Origin of the sequence: Sphingobium sp. D43FB (assembly GCF_002312805.1) — a bacterium.
Lineage (GTDB): Bacteria > Pseudomonadota > Alphaproteobacteria > Sphingomonadales > Sphingomonadaceae > Sphingobium.
Map to the genome: position 1 here is coordinate 65,065 of NZ_NMUA01000009.1, position 18,955 is coordinate 84,019.

Annotated in this window: 16 protein-coding genes; 8 read left to right on the forward strand and 8 right to left on the reverse strand. The window is 64.7% G+C overall.

What is annotated here, in order from left to right; all coding sequences use genetic code 11:
• Positions 1-6: 6 nt before the first annotated feature.
• The 6 genes from SxD43FB_RS09890 (at position 7) to SxD43FB_RS09915 (ending at position 6,833) form a co-directional block, all read left to right on the forward strand.
• Complete coding sequence (locus tag SxD43FB_RS09890; protein WP_096062024.1) at positions 7-1,077, forward strand: 5-(carboxyamino)imidazole ribonucleotide synthase; 1,071 nt, start codon at positions 7-9, stop codon at positions 1,075-1,077.
• Positions 1,074-1,565 carry a dihydrofolate reductase gene (locus tag SxD43FB_RS09895; protein WP_096062025.1) on the forward strand — a complete coding sequence of 164 codons (492 nt, stop codon included), beginning with the start codon at positions 1,074-1,076 and terminating at the stop codon, positions 1,563-1,565. The genes SxD43FB_RS09890 and SxD43FB_RS09895 overlap by 4 nt, the downstream gene beginning before the upstream one ends.
• A gap of 138 nt (positions 1,566-1,703) precedes the next feature.
• Positions 1,704-2,660, forward strand: a complete 957-nt coding sequence (locus SxD43FB_RS09900) for a bifunctional riboflavin kinase/FAD synthetase (protein WP_096062026.1) — start codon at positions 1,704-1,706, stop codon at positions 2,658-2,660.
• A 146-nt stretch (positions 2,661-2,806) separates the two neighbouring features.
• Positions 2,807-5,830, forward strand: a complete 3,024-nt coding sequence (gene ileS, locus SxD43FB_RS09905) for an isoleucine--tRNA ligase (RefSeq protein ID WP_096062027.1) — start codon at positions 2,807-2,809, stop codon at positions 5,828-5,830.
• Between the two features lie 74 nt (positions 5,831-5,904).
• Positions 5,905-6,420, forward strand: coding sequence for a signal peptidase II (lspA, locus tag SxD43FB_RS09910; RefSeq protein WP_096062028.1), 516 nt, complete (start codon positions 5,905-5,907; stop codon positions 6,418-6,420).
• The gene (locus SxD43FB_RS09915) at positions 6,420-6,833 is read left to right on the forward strand and encodes a DUF3035 domain-containing protein (RefSeq protein ID WP_037475187.1); all 414 of its coding nucleotides are present in this window, start codon (positions 6,420-6,422) and stop codon (positions 6,831-6,833) included. Before lspA ends, SxD43FB_RS09915 begins: the two co-directional genes overlap by 1 nt.
• 56 nt (positions 6,834-6,889) lie before the next feature.
• Here SxD43FB_RS09915 and dxs read toward each other — a convergent pair whose 3' ends face one another.
• The 5 genes from dxs to SxD43FB_RS09940 are packed head-to-tail and all read right to left on the reverse strand — an operon-like array spanning position 6,890 to position 11,946.
• Complete coding sequence (dxs, locus tag SxD43FB_RS09920) at positions 6,890-8,815, reverse strand: 1-deoxy-D-xylulose-5-phosphate synthase (RefSeq protein WP_096062029.1); 1,926 nt, start codon at positions 8,813-8,815, stop codon at positions 6,890-6,892.
• 58 nt (positions 8,816-8,873) lie between these two features.
• Positions 8,874-9,341, reverse strand: a complete 468-nt coding sequence (locus tag SxD43FB_RS09925) for a transcriptional repressor (protein WP_096062030.1) — start codon at positions 9,339-9,341, stop codon at positions 8,874-8,876.
• A 45-nt stretch (positions 9,342-9,386) separates the two neighbouring features.
• Positions 9,387-9,713, reverse strand: coding sequence for a DUF423 domain-containing protein (locus tag SxD43FB_RS09930; RefSeq protein WP_069064878.1), 327 nt, complete (start codon positions 9,711-9,713; stop codon positions 9,387-9,389).
• The gene (locus tag SxD43FB_RS09935; protein WP_069064877.1) at positions 9,710-11,524 is read right to left on the reverse strand and encodes a cation:proton antiporter; all 1,815 of its coding nucleotides are present in this window, start codon (positions 11,522-11,524) and stop codon (positions 9,710-9,712) included. Before SxD43FB_RS09935 ends, SxD43FB_RS09930 begins: the two co-directional genes overlap by 4 nt.
• A complete protein-coding gene (locus tag SxD43FB_RS09940) occupies positions 11,524-11,946 on the reverse strand; it encodes an iron-sulfur cluster assembly scaffold protein (RefSeq protein WP_037475175.1) in 423 nt (140 codons plus the stop codon). The genes SxD43FB_RS09935 and SxD43FB_RS09940 overlap by 1 nt, the downstream gene beginning before the upstream one ends.
• A gap of 111 nt (positions 11,947-12,057) precedes the next feature.
• Between SxD43FB_RS09940 and SxD43FB_RS09945 the strand changes: the two genes are divergently transcribed.
• Both SxD43FB_RS09945 and SxD43FB_RS09950 read left to right on the forward strand, forming a co-directional pair.
• Positions 12,058-12,507, forward strand: a complete 450-nt coding sequence (locus SxD43FB_RS09945; protein WP_096062031.1) for a YaiI/YqxD family protein — start codon at positions 12,058-12,060, stop codon at positions 12,505-12,507.
• Positions 12,507-13,679: an NAD(P)/FAD-dependent oxidoreductase gene (locus SxD43FB_RS09950; RefSeq protein ID WP_096062032.1), complete on the forward strand. Its 1,173-nt coding sequence runs from the start codon at positions 12,507-12,509 to the stop codon at positions 13,677-13,679. Before SxD43FB_RS09945 ends, SxD43FB_RS09950 begins: the two co-directional genes overlap by 1 nt.
• Before the next feature lie 18 nt (positions 13,680-13,697).
• Here SxD43FB_RS09950 and SxD43FB_RS09955 read toward each other — a convergent pair whose 3' ends face one another.
• From SxD43FB_RS09955 to SxD43FB_RS09965, 3 genes are all read right to left on the reverse strand, one after another.
• Entirely contained in the window at positions 13,698-15,566 is a 1,869-nt protein-coding gene (locus SxD43FB_RS09955) for an AMP-binding protein (protein ID WP_096062088.1), read from the reverse strand.
• Positions 15,567-15,713: 147 nt separating this feature from the next.
• Positions 15,714-17,384, reverse strand: coding sequence for an MFS transporter (locus tag SxD43FB_RS09960; RefSeq protein ID WP_096062033.1), 1,671 nt, complete (start codon positions 17,382-17,384; stop codon positions 15,714-15,716).
• 12 nt (positions 17,385-17,396) lie between these two features.
• Positions 17,397-18,779, reverse strand: a complete 1,383-nt coding sequence (locus tag SxD43FB_RS09965) for a DcaP family trimeric outer membrane transporter (protein ID WP_255245657.1) — start codon at positions 18,777-18,779, stop codon at positions 17,397-17,399.
• Between the last annotated feature and the right edge of the window lie 176 nt (positions 18,780-18,955).

The window sequence follows — 18,955 nt, forward strand, 5'->3', positions numbered from 1 at the left end:
ACGCCCATGACGACCATCGCGCCCGGTTCGACCATCGGTATCCTCGGCGGCGGCCAGCTCGGCCGGATGATCGCCATCGCCGCCGCGCAGCTTGGCTATCGCACCCATATCTTCGCGCCGGAAGAGAGCGGCCCCGCCGCCGACGTGTCGCCGCGCTGGACGCGGGGCGCGTATGACGATCCCCACGCGCTCGCGGCCTTTGCCGATAGCGTCGATGTCGTCACTTATGAATTCGAGAATATCGCCCCCTCGGCGGTCGAAACACTGGCGGGCCATGGCCTCGTCCGCCCCGGCGCGCAGGCGCTGCGCGTGGCGCAGGACCGGCTCGCCGAAAAGCGCTTCGTCTGCGACCTCGGCGGGCTGACGGCACCCTTCGCGCCGGTCGACAGCCTGGACGATCTGGAAGCGGCGATCGCGACGATCGGCAGCCGCGCGATCCTGAAAACCAACCGCATGGGCTATGACGGCAAGGGCCAGGCGCGCCTGAACGAGCCGGGCGACGCGGTCGGCGCCTGGAACGCGATCGATCGCCAAAGCGCGATCCTCGAAGGCTTCGTGACCTTTGCGGAGGAATTTTCGGTCATATTGGTGCGCGGCGTCGATGGCGAAGTCCGCTTCTGGGACAGTTCGGCCAATGTCCATGTCGACGGCATTCTCGACACGTCGATCGCGCCCGCCGGGCCGCTGATCGAGGGGCAGGTGCCCGCCGCTCGCGCCCTGGCGCGCCAGATCGCCGATGCGCTCGACTATGTCGGCGTGCTGACCTGCGAATTTTTCGCCAGCGCCGACGGCCCGGTCTTCAATGAAATGGCCCCGCGCGTCCATAATAGCGGCCACGGCACGATCGAGGGCGCTCTGACCAGCCAGTTCGAAAATCACGTCCGCGCGATTTGCGGCCTGCCCCTGGGCGATACCGCGCTCGCCGCGCGCCGCGTGGAGATGCGCAACCTGATCGGCGACGCCGCGCATGACTGGTCCGCGATCCTGTCCGACCCGGCCAACCATCTGCACCTCTATGGCAAGGACGACGCGCGGCCGGGTCGCAAGATGGGCCATGTGACGCGGCTGACGCTGTGACCGACATCATCCTCATCCTCGCCCGTGCTGACAATGGCGTCATCGGCCGGGATGGCGATCTGCCCTGGCGACTGCCCGCCGACCTCAAGCGTTTCAAGGCGTTGACGCTCGGCCATCCGATGATCATGGGGCGCAAGACGTTCGACAGCCTGCCGGGCCTGTTGCCGGGCCGCCGCCACATCGTCCTGACGCGCGACCGGGCGTGGGCCGGGGTAGGGGCTGACGTTGCGCATGATGTGGAGGGTGCGCTGGCGCTGGCCGATGCGCCCACCGTCATGGTCATCGGTGGCGCGGAAATCTCCCGCCTGTTCCTGCCACTCGCGCACCGGATCGAACTGACCGAAGTCCATCTGGAGGCCCAAGGCGACGCCAGCATCGCCTATCCCGACCCGGCCGACTGGAGGGAAGTCGCGCGCGACGACCATCCCGCGCTCGACGGCCGCCCCGCGCACAGTTTCGTGACGCTGGTGAAAAATAGCGGACCGTGAAAATCCGTTCGGGCTGAGCCTGTCGAAGCCTTCGACCGAGCGCAGCGAGGTCCAAGACCCATCGCCAGGCACAGGGTGAACGGAGCGCCAGTGCATCGCCAATTGCCACACCCATCCCACCTCCCTATAGGCCGCGCCATGGAGCGGCTGACAAGCAGCGCCCCGGTTCCGGCGCATCTGCGCGGGGCCGTCATGGCGCTGGGCAATTTCGATGGATTTCATGCCGGGCATCAGGCCGTGGTCGGCCACGCCGTCGTGCGCGCGCGGGCGGAGGGGCGGCCCGTCATCGTCGCGACCTTCGATCCGCACCCGATGCGCCTGTTCCGGCCCGACACACCGCATTTCCGCCTGACCACGCTGGACCAGCGGCAGGCCTTGTTCGCCGCAGCCGGGGCCGACGCGATGCTGGTCTTCGCCTTCACGCCGGAGCTTGCCGCGCTCGACCCGCAGGCCTTCGTCCGCCTTCTGGCTGAGGATATGGGCGTGGCGGGCGTGGTCACCGGACAGGATTTCACCTTCGGCAAAGGCCGTGCCGGATCGGTCGCGGTGCTGGCAGAACTCGGTGCAGCAGCGGGCCTATGGACGCAGGCGGTCGCCCCGGTCGCCGACGCCAGCGGCGACATCATCTCCTCCACCCGCATCCGCACCGCGTTGCAGGCGGGGGATTGCGCCACCGCCACCCGGCTGCTGACCCGGCCCTTCACCATCGAAGGCGTGGTGCAGCACGGCGACAAGCTCGGCCGCACCATCGGCTTCCCCACCGCCAATGTCGACATGGGTGATTATCTGCGCCCGGCCTATGGCATCTACGCGGTGCGCGGGCTGCTGCCGGACGGCCGGATTTTGGACGGCGCGGCGAACCTTGGCATTCGGCCTATGTTCGACCCACCAAAATTGCTGCTGGAACCGCATTTCTTCGATTTCGCCGAAAATCTCTATGACCAGCGGATCGCGGTGCAACTGATCGCCTATCTTCATGCCGAACGCGCCTATGACGGGCTGGACGCGCTGATGAACGGCATTGCCCAGGACTGCGTCGATGCACGGCAAATCCTTGCGGGCCAAAACCTTGCGGGAACGCCCCACCTCGCCTAATGCGGCGCTCACATCAACCGTTCGTGCTGAGTAGGGACTGAGCTTGTCGAAGGCCCGTATCGAAGCATCAATCCTTCGATACGCCATTTCGACTTCGCTCAATGGCTACTCAGGACGAACGGAGTAATTTCATTGCCGGACCCATTATGACCGACGCACCCGACTATAAGTCCACCGTATTCCTGCCGCAGACCGACTTCCCGATGAAGGCGGGCCTCGCGCAAAAGGAACCGGCGATCGCCGCGCACTGGGAGGCGATGGACCTCTATGGCAAGCTGCGCGAAAAGCGCGCCGGGCGCGAACGCTTCATCCTGCATGACGGCCCGCCCTACGCCAATGGCGACATCCATATGGGCCATGCGATGAACAAGGTGTTGAAAGACATCATCGTCCGCAGCCAGTCGCTGCTCGGCAAGGATGCGCCCTATGTGCCCGGCTGGGACTGTCACGGCCTGCCGATCGAATGGAAGATCGAGGAAGAATATCGCAAGAAGAAGCTGAACAAGGACGAGGTACCCGCGCAGGAATTCCGCGCCCAATGCCGCGCCTATGCCGACCGTTGGGTGGGCGTGCAAAAGGAACAGTTCAAGCGTCTGGGGGTGATGGGCGACTGGGCCGATCCGTACCTGACCATGAAATTCGACGCCGAAGCGACCATTGTCGGCGAATTGCTGAAATTCGCGGAAAGCGGGCAATTGTACCGCGGCGCCAAGCCCGTGATGTGGTCGCCCGTCGAAAAGACCGCGCTGGCCGAGGCAGAGGTCGAATATGAGGACGTCACCTCGACCCAGATCGACGTCGCGTTCGAGATCGTGGAAGCGCCCAACGCGCCCGAACTGGTCGGTGCCTATGCGGTGATCTGGACCACGACGCCTTGGACGATCCCGGTGAACCAGGCGATCGCCTATGGGGAAGAGATTGAATATCGTCTTGTCGAGTGGGAGGGTAAGAGACTTCTCATCGCCGAATCTTTGGTGACAGAAGCATGGTATCGGTTGCGCGGCTCCAAGACGGTCAGCACAGTCTCTGATGAAGCTGGCCCATACCTCGAAATCGTTAAGTACAACGAATCTGATCCTTTGCCCCTCGGCAACAAAATCAAAGGTACCCAACTCGCCGGAGCCATAGCGCGCCACCCCATGGCCAATTCCCTCCGTCATCCCGGCGAAAGCCGGGATCCCGCTTCTTCTTCTGCGCTCACGCCAGAAGGCAGCGGGACCCCGGATCAAGTCCGGGGTGACGACAAAGCGCAACTCGGCTTCTTTGATCGCCCACGCCCCTTCCTCCCCGCCGACCACGTCACCACCGACGCGGGCACGGGCCTTGTCCATATGTCCCCGGACCATGGCGAGGAGGATTTCATCGGCTGCAAGAAGCTCGGCATCGATCCCGTCTTTGCGGTCAATGACGCCGGCTTCTACCGCGACGATTGGGAATGGCTGCCGGGCCAGGGCAGCGTCATCAACACCAAGTTCAATGGCGTGGACGGCCCCATCTGCGCCGACCTGCGCGCCGCCGGCGCGCTGCTCTCCGCCAGCGACTTCCGCCACAGCTACCCCCATAGCTGGCGGTCGAAGGCGCGGATCATCTACCGCTGCACCCCGCAATGGTTCATCCCCATGGATAAGCCATCGGGCAACGCCACGCCCGACTATCCGCTCCCGCCGCTGGAGCCGATCACCGGCGCGCTGGCGACGGCCCTGCCGACCAACGGCCCGACCCTGCGCGGCGTCGCGCTCGACGCGATCCAGAACACCCGCTGGGTGCCGGAACGCGCGCGCAACCGCATCAATGCGATGGTCAGCGATCGCCCCGACTGGGTGATCAGCCGCCAACGCGCCTGGGGCGTCCCGATCGCCCTCTATGTCCATCGCAAGAGCGGCCAGTATCTTGTTGATCCGGCGGTCAATGCGCGCATCATCGACGCTTTCAAGGCGGCCGGTGCCGACGCCTGGTTCGGTGCCGATCATCAGGCGCTGCTCGGTTCCGATTATGATCTGGCCGACTATGAAGTCGTGACCGACATTCTCGACGTCTGGTTCGACAGCGGCTCGACCCATAGTTTCGTCGTGGAAGCCCGCTATGGCGAAGGCACTCGCGCCGACCTCTATGTCGAAGGGTCCGATCAGCATCGCGGCTGGTTCCAATCCTCGTTGCTCGAATCGAGCGGCACGCGCGGCCGCGCACCCTATGACGCGGTTCTGACCCACGGCTTCGCGCTCGACGGCACGGGCAAGAAAATGTCCAAGTCGCTCGGCAATGTGGTCGATCCGCTCAAGATCATGGCCGAAAGCGGCGCGGATATCTTGCGCGTCTGGGTCGCCAGCACCGATTATTTCGATGATGTCCGCATCGGCAAGGAAGTGCTGGCCGGGTCGTCTGACGCCTATCGTAAATTGCGCAATACTTTCCGCTACATGCTTGGCGCTCTTGCCGACTATGATGAGGTGAACGAAGCCGTTTCCTACGCCGAAATGCCGGAGCTGGAACGCTATATGCTTCACCGGCTGGCGGCGCTGGACGCGGAATTGAAGTCGGTCGTGGACAAGGCGGCGGACAGCGACAATTGGCTCGAATTCAGCCGCTACACCCGCGCCTTGTTCGACTTCGCCAATAGCGACCTGTCGGCCTTCTTCTTCGACATCCGCAAGGACTGCCTCTATTGCGACGCGCCGTCCGACCCCAAGCGGCGCGCCTATCGCACCCTGCTCGACACGCTGTTCCACGCGCTCGTTCGCTATGCTGCGCCGATCATCCCCTTCACCGCCGAGGAAGTATGGCAAAGCCGCTTCCCAAGCGACGAAGATAGCGTCCATTTCCTCGAATGGCCGGAGATCGACCATCACTGGATCGACCGCGACCTAGACGACAAGTGGCGCGAATTGCGCACCCAGCGCGAGCAGGTGAACGAAGCGATCGAGCCGCTGCGCCGCGAAAAGATCGTCCGCTCCAGCCTCGACGCCGACGTCACCATGGGCGAACTGCTCGCGGTCGGCGATGTCGATTTCGCCGAAGTGGCGATCGTCGCGCGCGTGACCATGGGGCAGGGGGACGGCATCACCGTCCAGCCCAGCACATGGCATAAATGCGGCCGCTGCTGGCGCAAACTGCCCGAAGTCACCACCGACGGCACGCTCTGCGACCGCTGTGACGCGGTGCTGACGGGCTAAGCGATGTTCCTCCATGTCGTCATCCTGAAACAAGTTCAGGATGACGACAGTTTTTTAGGCTAGAGAGCGCAGGCATGCCCACCCCCATCAACCACCGCCCGCTGGGCCTGACCGTGGCGATCGTGACGCTCGCGCTCGACCAGCTCATCAAATATACCGTCACCTATCCGCTCGCGCTGAAAAGCCGCGCCGATATCGGCATCGAAATCCTGCCCATCTTCCGCCTGCGCTGGCTGGAAAATCGCGGTGTCTCGATGGGCTTCTTCCACGCCGATACCGATCTGATGCGCTGGGCGCTGGTGGGCATGACCATCCTGATCGCCGGGTTCGTGGCCGTGTGGATGTGGCGCGAAAAGGCGCGGCAGGATGTCGCCGCGCTCGGCCTCGTCCTGGGCGGCGCGATCGGCAACATCGTTGATCGCATGCGGCTTGGCTATGTCATTGATTATGCCGATTTACACTTTAGTGAATGGCGACCCTTCCTGATTTTCAACCTGGCCGACGCGGCCATCACCATCGGGGTGCTGATCCTGCTTGCGCGGGCGTTGCTGCTGCGCGACAAGGACGCAAAGACGGAGACTTTGAAGTAATGCGTAAATTGATCCTCGCCGCCGGTTTGCTTACCACCCTGTCCGCCTGTGGCGGCGGCGGTGGCCTGTTCAACCGCGAGCGCCCTGACGAATTCGCCGTGTCGCGCCAGGCGCCCTTGGTGATCCCACCAGACTTCGCGCTGGTTCCGCCCGCGCCCGGCTCCCCGTCGGCCGCCTCGGTCGATTCGGGCAAGGCCGCGATGGACGCCATGTTCGGCGGTCCCGCTCAGCGCAGCGCCACCGAAACCGCGACGCTCGACGCCGCCGGCCGCGCCAATGCGGCAGCGGGCATCCGCTCCTCGGCCGGCGACCCCGCGACCGAAGTCGTGGAAAAGGGTGCCACCACCCGCGACATCATCGCCGCCCCCGAAGGCGACGGCCAGGACGCAAGAGCGGTAACGCCGCAACCGTAAGCGACAAAAAAAAGGGGCCAATCGGCCCCTTTTTCATGGAAGCTATGGCGCGGGCGTTAAGCCCGCGCTTCCGTGCCAATACCCGCACTATTATGCCGCAACGCGGTCAACACCGTGTCAATGATCGCATCGGCATCCAGCCGCGCATCGGCATATTGTTTTTCCGGCTTGTCCTGATCCTGGAAAATATCGGGCAAACGCAGCGTGCGGATCTTCAGCCCCGCATCGGTCAGCCCCAGGTCGCTCGCCAGCGTCAGCACATGCGCGCCAAGGCCGCCGATCGCGCCTTCCTCGATCGTCACGGCAACCTCATGGGTCGCCAGCAACCGGCGGATCATCGCTTCATCGAGCGGCTTGGCAAAGCGCAGGTCGGCAACGGTGGTGGACAGCCCCTTGGCCTCCAGCACCTCGGCCGCCTTGAGCGCTTCCTCCAACCGCGTGCCGAGCGAGAGGATCGCAACCTGCCGCCCTTCGCGCATGATCCGGCCCTTGCCGATTTCCAGCCGTTCGGGCGTCTGCGGCACCGCTACCCCGGTCCCGTTGCCGCGCGGATAGCGCAGCGCGATCGGGCCGCTATCATGCATCGCGGCGGTATGCGTCATATGCACCAACTCTGCCTCATCCGCCGCCGCCATCACCACCATATTGGGCAGGGTGGCGAGGTAGGTGACGTCGAAACTGCCCGCATGGGTCGATCCATCCGCACCGACCAGCCCGGCGCGGTCGATCGCAAAGCGCACCGGCAGGTTCTGGATCGCGACATCATGCACCACCTGGTCATAGGCGCGCTGCAGGAAGGTCGAATAAATGGCGCAGAAGGGTCGCATCCCCTCCGCCGCCAGCCCCGCTGCGAAGGTCACCGCATGTTGCTCGGCAATACCCACGTCGAAGATGCGATCGGGGAAGGCGAGGGCGAATTTGTCGAGGCCGGTGCCCGACGGCATGGCCGCGGTAATCGCACACAGCTTCGGGTCGCGCTGCGCCTCGGCTATCAGCGCCTGAGCAAAGACATTGGTATAGCTTGGCGGGCCGGGCGGAGCCTTCGCCTGCGTGCCCGTCACCACGTCGAATTTCTGCACGCCATGATATTTGTCGTCGGCAGCTTCGGCCGGGGCATAGCCCTTGCCCTTTTTCGTCACGACATGGACCAGGCATGGCCCCTCGGCCGCGTCGCGCACATTTTCCAGCACCGGGATCAACTGGTCCAGATTATGGCCATCGACCGGCCCGACATAATAGAAGCCCAGTTCCTCGAACAGTGTGCCGCCCATCGCCATGCCGCGCGCAAACTCGTCGGTCTTGCGCGCCGCATTATGCAGCGGCCGGGGCAGCTTGCGCGCCAGCTTCTTGGCGAGATCGCGCAGGCCCAGAAACTCCCGGCTCGACACCAGCCGCGCGAGATAGCCCGAAAGGCCGCCAACCGGCGGCGCGATCGACATGTCATTGTCGTTGAGGATGACGACCAGGCGATTGCCCGCCGCCTGCGCATTGTTCATCGCCTCATAGGCCATGCCCGCCGACATCGCGCCGTCGCCGATAACGGCGATGCCCTTGCCCGGCCGGTCCTGCATCTGGTTGGCGATGGCAAAGCCCAGCGCCGCGCTGATCGAGGTCGAGCTATGCGCCGCGCCGAACGGATCATAGTCGGATTCGGCCCGCTTGGTGAAGCCCGACAACCCGCCGCCCTGGCGCAAGGTGCGGATGCGGTCGCGCCGCCCGGTCAATATCTTGTGCGGATAGCATTGGTGGCCGACATCCCACACCAGCTTGTCGCGCGGCGTGTCGAACACATAATGGATCGCCGTGGTCAGTTCCACCACGCCCAGCCCCGACCCTAGATGGCCGCCCGTCACACCCACGGCGGAAATCACTTCCTGCCGCAATTCATCGGCCAGCTGCCGCAATTGTTCGGGCTTCAGGGTGCGCAGATCGGAAGGCCAGATAACCTGGTCGAGCAACGGCGTTTGCGGGCGATCATTCATGAAAGGGATAGACTCATATAGGCGCTGGAGCGGGTGGGCGAACGGCGCGAAGCCGTGGTCACGCCGCGCATTTCGCGCAGGTGCCCAATATCTCGATGACCGGTCGTTCGGGCTTGAAACCTTCCTGCTCGGCGACGGCACGGACCTGATTGGTCACCTTGTCGTCATCCAAATGGGTTGCCTGCTTGCAGGTGCGGCACACCAGGAAGATGCAGTCGTGATGACAGCCGGGATGGGCGTTGGCGATATAGGCGTTGGCGCTCTCCACCCGCATCGCGATATTGTTCGTCACGAACAGGTCGAGGATGCGATAGACGCTGTTGGGCGCCACCCGCTTGCCCCGCGCCTTCGACACCGTATCGGCAATGTCATAGGCGGATGCGGGCTTTTCCTCGGCCGACAGCGCATCGAAAATGGCGGCGCGCATCGGCGTCCACTGTTCGCTCTGGGCTTCCAGCGTGCGGCGCGCGGCGTCGGCCAATTTGGTGCCGGTCGGCTCAATATGATGATGTTTATGGTCGGCCATCGGACCAATCTAGGCCGGGGCGGGGCCGGGGGCAAGGGCAGGCTGTCAGCGCTGCCCGAACTGCCATGCCGCCCATAGCCAGCCGCCGATCATCAGCACGCCGCCGATCGGCGTGATCGCCCCCAGCCAGCGCGGCGCGCCCAGCGCCATGGCATAGAGCGTCAACGCAAAGATTGCCGCGCCGATCAGCAGCAGCACCGCCGCCCCGCGCGCGACGCCCATGATCGCGATCGCCGCGACGGCATGGATCAATTGATAGGTGCCACCGGTGCGCAGCCATTCGACGGCCTTGGGATCGCTCACCCCATGCGCGCCGAACGCGCCCGCGCCAATGGCGAGCGCCGCGGACAGGGCCGCCAAAACAGCAATCATGTCTTTTCTCCATCGCCGCGCGTCAGCAGCCGCATCCCCTTGCCGGGGCGGTAGATCAGATCCTTGGCCGCGATCAGATCACCATGCTCGATCTGCAATGCCAGCCTTTGTTCGTCATTGGCGCGATATTGGCGCTCGACCTCCTCGACTTCCTCGTCAGGCACGCCCAGCGCCTGCATCGCCTGCACCCCCATGCAGATCGCCGATTCATAGACTTCGCGCACCACACCGGCGAGGTCCATATTCTGCAACGCCAGCAATTGCCTGCGGTCGAACGCCCGCACCATCAGCGCGGCCTGCGGAAAGGCCTCGGCGATCGGCTGCAGCGCGCGGCTGTCGAGCGAAGGGTCGTCAATGCAGAAGGCGATCAGTCGGGCATCGTCGGCACCCGCGCGATGGAGCAGGTCGATGCGCGTGCCATCGCCATAATAGACTTTCGTGTCGAACCGCTGCGACACTTCGATCTGCGCGGGCTTCTTGTCGATCGACACGACGGCAAAGCCATGGCCGATCAACATCTGCGCCACGGTTTGGCCAAAACGGCCATAGCCGACGATGATCGCGGTGCCGCGCGGTGCCTCGTCCGGGCCGGGCAAGTCAGCCCCATCGCGCGACGCGGCGAATTCGAACCGGCGGGCGAACAGCATCAGGAACGGCGTCGTCGCCATGGAGAAGGTGACGATCGCGCTGAACAGGCTCGACGCTTCGGGCGCGATCAGCATTGCGCTCTGCGCCTGCGCAAATAGCACGAAACCGAATTCGCCGCCCTGCGACAAGAGCAGCCCCGCGCCCAACGCCGGTCGCCAATCCATGCCGAACAATCGCGCAAGGCCAGCGATGATCGCCGCCTTGGTCGCCACCAAAATCAGCGCCATGCCGATGACGAACACCGGATTGGCGGCGACGGTCTTGAGGTCCAACACCATGCCGACCGCCAGGAAGAAGAGGCCCAGCAGGATCGAGCGGAAGGGTTCGACATCGGCCTCTATCTCATGCCGATAGGGCGAATCGGCCAGCATCACGCCCGCCACGAACGCCCCCAGCGCGGTCGACAGATGCAGGCTGTGCATCAGCGCCGCCGCGGCCAGCACGGTAAACAGCCCGACCACCACGAACAATTCGCGCTCGCCGAGCCGCCCGACCAGCCCCAGCAACGGCCGCAGGATGAATCGCCCCGCTAGCACGAGGCCCGCAATCGCCGCGACCGTATAGCCCGCCAACACCCAGCCCGGCGGCCCGGCGGCATCGGCCGGATTGCGCGACAGCGCGGCGATGATCGTGATCAGCGGCACGATCGACAGATCCTGAAACAGCAGGATCGAAAAGGCTTTCTCACCAAAGGGCGAGTTGATCCGGCCGCTGGATTTCAACCCCGGCAACACCTGCGCCGTGGACGACAGCGCCAGCGGCAGACCAAGCGCGATCGCCGCGCCCCAGGTGAAGCCGGTGGAATAGAAGATGATCGCCGTCAGTACGCAACCGCACAACACCACCTGCGCCAGCCCCAGCGCAAAAATGTCGCGCTTCAACCGCCACAGCCGCGCCGGATGCAGTTCCAGGCCGACGAGGAAGAGCAGCAGCACGATGCCGATTTCAGCAATCGCCAGCTTCGATTCGCCACCGCCGACCAGCCCCAGCCCTTGCGGCCCGACGAGCGCACCCGCCACCAGATAGCCCAACACCGCACCCAGCCCGAACCGGCGGAACAGCAGGACGAACAGCACGGCCGCCCCCAGCAGGATGACGCCTTCCGACAATAGCATGTCGGTGGCGCTGACCGGAACGGGCAGGGGGGCAGGCACGCTCTGCATCAGGCGTCCGCCATCCGCGCCGCTTCGGCAATCGCTTCAAAGCCCAGCCGAATGGACGCATGGCGCGCCGGATAGCCGCGCGCCGGGGCCAGCACCGCAAGGCCCGGCCAAAAATCCAGATCCTCGCTCGCACCCGACAGATAAGCGGTCAGCTTGTCGCGCGCCTCGGCGAGTTCATCCGCGCTCATCCCGATCGCCTGCGCCGCCATCAGCGACGCCGACGCCTGCCCCAACGCGCAGGCCTTCACGTCCAACCCCATCTGCGCCAACCGCCCATCCGCCATTGCCACATCGACCACAATGCGCGACCCACAGGTCGGCGACCTTTTCTCCACGCTCGCCTGCGGTTCGGGCAAGCGGGCATGATGCGGGATGCTGGCGGCAAGCCGCAATATATCTTTGTTATACAGGGGAGCGCTCATCCCGCCCCATGTAGGACAGGATCGTCGCGGGGTGAAGGCGGGGAATAGCGTCCTTCGAAATTAGCGTGGCGACCATTGTCTCGCCTCGCCCGGCGGCTTATCGCGCCTTCCATGAAGATTCTGGTCGATGCCGATGCTTGCCCCGTCAAGGAGGAGATCTACAAGGTCGCCTTTCGCCATGAAGTGCCGGTCACGATCGTCAGCAACAGCCCGATCCGCATCCCCGCGCACGACCTGCTTGACCGGGTGGTGGTCAGCGACGGCTTCGATGCGGCGGATGACTGGATCGCCGAGCGCGCCGACGCGGGGACCGTCTGCATCACCGCCGACATCCTGCTCGCCGATCGCTGCCTGAAGGCTGGCGCGGTCGTAATTTCGTCCAACGGCAAGCCCTTCACCCATAGTTCCATCGGCGCGGCCATCGCCACCCGCGCGATCATGGCGGATCTGCGTGCAGGCGGCGATCAGATCGGCGGGCCACCCCCCTTCGGCAAGGCCGACCGATCGCGCTTCCTCTCCGCGCTGGACGAGGCGCTGGTGCGCCTCAAGCGGGGCCGATAATGGCGGATTGGGACGCGATCATCCTGGGCGCAGGCGCGGCGGGGATGATGTGCGCGGCGACAGCGGGCCAGCGGGGCAAGCGCGTGCTCCTGGTCGATCATGCCGATCAGCCGGGCAAGAAAATCCTCATTTCCGGCGGCGGCCGCTGCAACTTCACCAACATCCACACCGCCGCCGACCGCTATCTGTCCGCCAACCCCCATTTCGCCAAATCGGCGCTGGGCCGCTATAGCGCGCAGGATTTCATCGCGCTTGTCGATCGCTATGGCATCGCCTGGCATGAAAAGACGCTGGGGCAATTATTCTGCGACGGCTCGGCCAAGCAGATCGTCGCGATGCTGGAAGAGGAATGTGCCATCGGTGGCGTCACCATGGCACTGGCGCAGCCGGTGGGTGACGTGGCCCATGGCGACGGCCTCTACCGGGTCATGCTGGGCGCGGTAGAACATCGCGCGCCCGCCTTGGTGCTGGCGACCGGCGGGCCGTCCATCCCCAAAATGGGGGCGACCGGCTTTGCCTATGATGTCGCGCGGCACTTCGGCCTCGCCATCGTCCAGCCACGCCCCGCGCTCGTCCCCTTCACGCTGGGCGAAGAAGACGCGCTGTTTCAGGCATTGTCGGGCGTCTCCGCTCCGGTCGAGGTGCGCTGGAACAAGACCCGCTTTCGCGAGGCAGCGCTCTTCACCCATCGCGGCCTGTCGGGTCCGGCCATGCTTCAGATCAGCAGCTATTGGCAGCACCGCACCCCCATTCAGGTCGATTTCCTGCCCGACCTCGATGCCGACTGGCTAATCCAGGCAAAGCGCGACCGCCCCCGCGCTTCCTTACGCAAGGTGGTCGCGCAGGCGCTGACCGAGAGGCTCGCCGACGCGTTGCTGGAGCGGGTCGGGCTTGAAGGCGAAATGGGCAACCTCTCCGACAAAGCGCTGCGGCAATTGGGTGCCCGCCTCCACGACTGGCCCTTCGCCCCGACCGGGACGGAGGGCTATGCTAAGGCCGAAGTCACCGTCGGCGGCATCGCCACCGCTGGCCTGTCATCCCGCACGATGGAAGCGACCAAAATGCCCGGCCTCTATGCCATCGGCGAAGCGGTGGACGTCACCGGCTGGCTTGGCGGCTATAATTTCCAATGGGCCTGGGCCAGCGGCTGGGCGGCGGGTCAGTCAGTCTGACCGCCGCCACTGCCGCCCTCACTCCACCTTCGCGAATATCGCCATGATCGCCTCCAGCGCCGCCGGGCTTTCGATGGTCGCGGGCATGGCGATCCGCTCGCCCGCCGCGACCTGACGCAGCGCCGCGCGCAAAATCTTGCCCGACCGCGTCTTGGGCAGGGCACCGACGACATGCACATCCTTCAGAGCCGCCACCGGCCCCAGTTCGTCGCGCACCGCCTTGATGATCTCGGCCCCCAGCGCCGCCGCGTCCCACTCGCCTGTCCGCGCGACGACGAAGGCCATCGGCACCATGCCTTTCAACGCATCGTCCACGCCGATCACCGCGCATTCGGACACCAGCGGATGACAGGCGACGATCTGCTCCATCTGCCCGGTCGACAGGCGGTGGCCCGCGACATTGATGATGTCGTCGGTGCGCCCCATGATGTTGACGAAGCCGTCGGCATCGACATGGCCCGCATCGCCCGTCTCATAATGGCCGGGGAAACCGGCAAAGGCCTTGGCGAAGCCCGCTTCATTGTTCCACAGCCCGGCATAGCAGCCCGGCGGCAGCGGCAGCGTCATGACCACATTGCCCGTCTCGCCGGGTGCAACGTCCACGCCGCCATCGTCCACCACGCGAAAGCCATAGCCCGGCACAGGAAAGCCCGCGCTGCCTGCCTTGCGCCGCGTATCGCCCAGGCCGAAACAGGTCGCAAGCGCGGGCCAGCCGAGTTCCGTCTGCCACCAATGGTCGATCACCGGCAGGTTGAGTTGCGCTTCGGCCCAATGGATCGTGTCCGGGTCCGCCCGCTCGCCCGCCAGGAACAGCGCGCGCAAATTACCCGTGCCGATCTGGCGGATATAGTCGCCCTCCGGGTCTTCCTTGCGCACCGCACGGATCGCGGTCGGCGCGGTGAAGAAGATGCGGACATCGTTGCGGACAATGGTCCGCCAAAATGTGCCCGCGTCCGGCGTGCCCACCGGCTTGCCTTCGAACAACAATGTCGTCGCGCCAGCCAGCAACGGCCCATAGGCGATATAGCTATGCCCCACGACCCAGCCGACATCGGACGCCGCCCAGAAAACCTCGCCCGGACGGATGCCATAGATATGCGCCATGCTCCAGGCGATCGCCACCGCATGGCCGCCATTTTGCCGCACCACGCCCTTGGGCGTGCCGGTCGTGCCCGACGTATAGAGAATATAGAGCGGATGAGTCGCCTCCACCGGCACGCAATCGACCGGCTCCGCGTCGGCCAGCGTGTCGGCCCAATCGAGGTCACGGCCCTCCTGCATGGGCGCGATCGCCTGCGGCCGTTGCAGCAGGATGACGCGTTCGATCCGGTGGGTCGCCATCTGCAGCGCCTTGTCCACCAGGGGCTTGTACGGGATGACCTTGATGCCCTCGATCCCGCAGGATGCCGTCATCAGCAAGGCGGGCGTCGCATCGTCGATCCGCTTGGCAAGTTCAGGCGCGGCGAACCCGCCGAACACCACCGAATGAATCGCGCCGATCCGGGCGCAGGCCAGCATCGCGATCACAGCCTGCGGCACCATCGGCATATAGAGGATGACCCGGTCGCCCTTGCCGACGCCCTGGTCCGCGATCATGCCAGCGGTGCGCGCCACCTCTTCCTGCAACTGCGCAAAGGTGAAGGTCAGGCGCGTGTCAGTCACCGGGCTTTCGTAGATCAGCGCCAGATCGTCGCCGCGCCCCGCCGCGACATGGCGGTCGACCGCATTATGGCATGTGTTCATCAGGCCGCCCGCAAACCAGCCTTCGCCCTCGGTCCAGGCGCGCACCGGCGGCACCTGCCACTCGATCGCCTGCGCCGCGTCCAGCCAATAGGCTTCGCGATCGTCCTGACTGCGCATCTGTGCGTCGAAATAGGCCTGCGCCATGATATCCTCTCCCATGTTGGAAATAATCATGCGGCAACGCTATAGGAAAGGCCATTCGACATTAGTCGGGTGGATTGTACGAGACATAAAATAAGGGCGGCCTCCTATTGGCGGCCGCCCTCTCAACCATTGTACGGGTCGCTGTACTTAGTCGTCGATATTGCGCTTGAACGTCTCCGGCAGGAACAGCAAGCCGATGACCACTGTCGCCGCTGCGACGACCACCGGATACCATAGACCGTAATAGATGTTCCCTGTCGCCGCGACCATGGCGAAGGCCGTCGTTGGCAGGAAGCCGCCGAACCAGCCATTGCCGATATGATAGGGCAGCGACATTGACGTGTAGCGGATGCGGCTGGGGAAGAGTTCCACCAGCATCGCCGCGATCGGCCCATAGACCATCGTCACCAGCATCGCGAGCGCCCACAGGATCGCCACGACCGCGACCTTGTTGATCTTCGCGGTGTCCGCCTTGGCCGGATAGCCCGCATCGACCAGTCCTGCCTGCAACTGCGCCTGATAGGCCGCGATCGCCGCTTTCTTGTCCGGCCCCGCCAGCGTGGCGGCATCGGGCGCGGTCAGGCTGACGCTGCCGATCCTGACCACCGCAGGCGTGCCTGCAGCGGCTTCGACATTGTCATAGCTGACCCCGGTCTTGGCCATATAGGTCTTGGCGACGTCGCAGCTCGATGTGTCGAACTTGTTCTTGCCGACCGGATCGAACTGGAACGAACATTCGGGCTTATAGGCGACGATCGTCACAGGCGCGGAGGTCTGCGCCGCGGCCAGCGCCGGGTTGGCCGCATTGGTCAGTGCCCCGAACAGCGGGAAGTAGGTCATCGCTGCAAGCGCACAACCGCCAAGGATAATCGGCTTGCGGCCGATCTTGTCGGACAGCCAGCCGAAGAAGACGAAGAAGGGGGTAGCCAGCGCCAGCGCGATGGCGATCAGGATATTGGCCGTCGCCCCATCCACCCGCAACGTCTTTTCCAGGAAGAACAGCGCATAGAATTGCCCGGCATACCAGACCACCGCCTGACCCATGACCGCACCCAGCAGCGCGATGATGACCCAGCGCAGATTGCCCCATTTGCCGAACGCTTCGGTCAGCGGTGCCTTCGACGTGGTGCCTTCGTCCTTCATCTTCTGGAAGACGGGGCTTTCGTTGAGCTGCAGGCGGATCCACATCGACACGCCGAGCAGGAAGATCGAGATCAGGAACGGCAGGCGCCAGCCCCAGGCGGCGAAGGCTTCCTCACCCAGCGCGAAGCGGAAGCCGATGACCACCAGCAGCGCGGCGAACAGCCCGAAGGTCGCCGTGGTCTGAATCCAGCTGGTATAGAGGCCGCGTTTGCCCTCCGGCGCATGTTCGGCGACATAGGTTGCCGCCCCGCCATATTCGCCACCCAGTGCCAGGCCTTGGGCCAGACGCAGGACCAGCAGGATGACCGGCGCTGCCACGCCGATGCTGGCATAGTTGGGCAGGATGCCGACCGCGAAGGTCGACAGGCCCATAATGCCCATGGTGACCAGAAACGTATTCTTGCGCCCGACCATGTCGCCGATCCGCCCGAACACGATCGCGCCGAACGGCCGCACCGCAAAACCGGCGGCAAAGGCGGCGAGGGCAAAGATGAACCCGGTCGTCTCGTTCACGCCGGAGAAGAATTGCGCCGAGATATAGGTCGCCAGCAGGCCGTAAAGATAGAAGTCATACCATTCGAACACCGTGCCCAGCGATGACGCGGCAATGACGAGCTTCTCATTCTGCCCCGTCACGCTGCGCTTTGGCTGGCCGTCGTCATATGTTGTCGCCATCTGCCCTCTCCCTTAAAAAGTATATTTCGCGGCCATCTCGACACGGTCCATCTGGCCCTTCAGGCCACTGACGACTTCCCGCTGAGCATGACGATATTCGATCCCGAAATCCAGATTCTTGACCGGCGACCAGAACAGGTTGCCGGCCAGGCTGTAGGCCGCCTTGTTGGCCAGATCCGGCAGCAGGATGCCGCCGGGATAGTCGGCATGCTGGTATCCGACCATGAAGGTCGACCGGATCGTCGGCGTCCAGCCAAGCTTGAGCGCCGCAAAGCCAGCGACATTGTCGAGCACATGCAACTGGTTGCCGATGGCGCTGTCATAGATGGCGTCGGGCGCATAGCCGACCGTGAAGTAGCGGCCCATGCCATGGCCATAGGTGGCCAGGAAGCGCAGGTCATGCCGCCCGTCCGGCCCGAACGGAATCTTGCCGCCCGTCGTGATGCCCCAGCCCATCGCCGTGTCGCCGACGCCATTGTTGCGCACCGACAATTGCCGCACCAGCCCGGCGACATGCAGTTCGCCGATCGCGCCCTTATAGGCGAGCTTGGCGACCAGGTCGGGGATGCGATCCTGGTCATTGTCGACCAGGGCAGGGGCGGTCGTCGTCTCAGTCTCGGTCTGCGGATTTTCCGCCGCCAGATAGAGGTCGAAGCCGCCGCCCAGCGGCTGCTTATATTGGACCATCATCTGCCGCACGAAGATCGCGCCGTCCATCGGCCCCACGAAATCCGTGGTTTCGGGCAGATGGCCGGGATTCTGGAAGGTCGTCCATTCCTGCCCGATCAGCCAGTTGCCATAGCTGATGAAGCCCCGGCGGAAGGTCGGCGTATAGGGGTTGGTCGCCCGCTGCGCGCCCAGCGGCGCGGCCGCCAGTGCGAAGTCGAACTCGACCACGCTCTTAATCTCCTTGCCGCCCAGCGGCGTGGAGGTGCTGAACGACAGCCGCGTCTGGCGCGCATGGCCGATGATGTCGCGGCTGCTCTGACCACCCACCGGAATTTGTTGTGGCAGGTAGAATTCCTTGCCCAGCGATCCGCCCGGCACCGCGCCATCGTCATAGCGCGTCGCGCTGCCGACGACCTTGACGAAACCGCCCAGCTTGAAGGTGGTGGCCCCGACCTTGAAGCCGTCTGACGCTGGCTTGGCTTCCAGCGCGGCCACCCGGCTGTCGGCCTTCTGCGCGATCTGCGTCGATGTCTGTTGTTCGGCGCGCGCCTGCGTCAACTCGCTGCGCAGCGCTGATACGGCGGCTTCCAGCTGGTTGAGCCGCGCTTCCAGCTCGGCCTCGCGCGCCGTCTGCGCCATGGCACCAGGGGCGTTGACGATAGCCACCGCCATCGCGCCCATCGCAATCCCACGCCTCAGATTTATGAATGCGCTATTCGTCATCATTCATCCTCTCCCCGCCGGTCGCCCCTTTCTGCGAAGGGGTGTGGCGATCCGGCCATGCTTGCATCATGCGGGTCGGGGCAGGGGGAGGATAAGGCGGACCATGGTCGCAAGTCCCTCCAACTTTGGTCGAGGATGCTGCATGGGTCTGGCTTCGTTAGGCTAGTGCGAAAGAGTTT

Excerpts from the sequence above, each read along its gene's own strand:
- SxD43FB_RS09890 (WP_096062024.1), top strand. The coding sequence starts at position 7 with ATGACGACCATCGCGCCCGGTTCGACCATCGGTATCCTCGGCGGCGGC.
- SxD43FB_RS09900 (WP_096062026.1), top strand. The coding sequence starts at position 1,704 with ATGGAGCGGCTGACAAGCAGCGCCCCGGTTCCGGCGCATCTGCGCGGG.
- ileS (WP_096062027.1), top strand. The coding sequence starts at position 2,807 with ATGACCGACGCACCCGACTATAAGTCCACCGTATTCCTGCCGCAGACC.
- lspA (WP_096062028.1), top strand. The coding sequence starts at position 5,905 with ATGCCCACCCCCATCAACCACCGCCCGCTGGGCCTGACCGTGGCGATC.
- SxD43FB_RS09915 (WP_037475187.1), top strand. The coding sequence starts at position 6,420 with ATGCGTAAATTGATCCTCGCCGCCGGTTTGCTTACCACCCTGTCCGCC.
- dxs (WP_096062029.1), bottom strand. The coding sequence starts at position 8,815 with ATGAATGATCGCCCGCAAACGCCGTTGCTCGACCAGGTTATCTGGCCT.
- SxD43FB_RS09925 (WP_096062030.1), bottom strand. The coding sequence starts at position 9,341 with ATGGCCGACCATAAACATCATCATATTGAGCCGACCGGCACCAAATTG.
- SxD43FB_RS09930 (WP_069064878.1), bottom strand. The coding sequence starts at position 9,713 with ATGATTGCTGTTTTGGCGGCCCTGTCCGCGGCGCTCGCCATTGGCGCG.
- SxD43FB_RS09935 (WP_069064877.1), bottom strand. The coding sequence starts at position 11,524 with ATGCAGAGCGTGCCTGCCCCCCTGCCCGTTCCGGTCAGCGCCACCGAC.
- SxD43FB_RS09940 (WP_037475175.1), bottom strand. The coding sequence starts at position 11,946 with ATGAGCGCTCCCCTGTATAACAAAGATATATTGCGGCTTGCCGCCAGC.
- SxD43FB_RS09945 (WP_096062031.1), top strand. The coding sequence starts at position 12,058 with ATGAAGATTCTGGTCGATGCCGATGCTTGCCCCGTCAAGGAGGAGATC.
- SxD43FB_RS09950 (WP_096062032.1), top strand. The coding sequence starts at position 12,507 with ATGGCGGATTGGGACGCGATCATCCTGGGCGCAGGCGCGGCGGGGATG.
- SxD43FB_RS09955 (WP_096062088.1), bottom strand. The coding sequence starts at position 15,566 with ATGGCGCAGGCCTATTTCGACGCACAGATGCGCAGTCAGGACGATCGC.
- SxD43FB_RS09960 (WP_096062033.1), bottom strand. The coding sequence starts at position 17,384 with ATGGCGACAACATATGACGACGGCCAGCCAAAGCGCAGCGTGACGGGG.
- SxD43FB_RS09965 (WP_255245657.1), bottom strand. The coding sequence starts at position 18,779 with ATGATGACGAATAGCGCATTCATAAATCTGAGGCGTGGGATTGCGATG.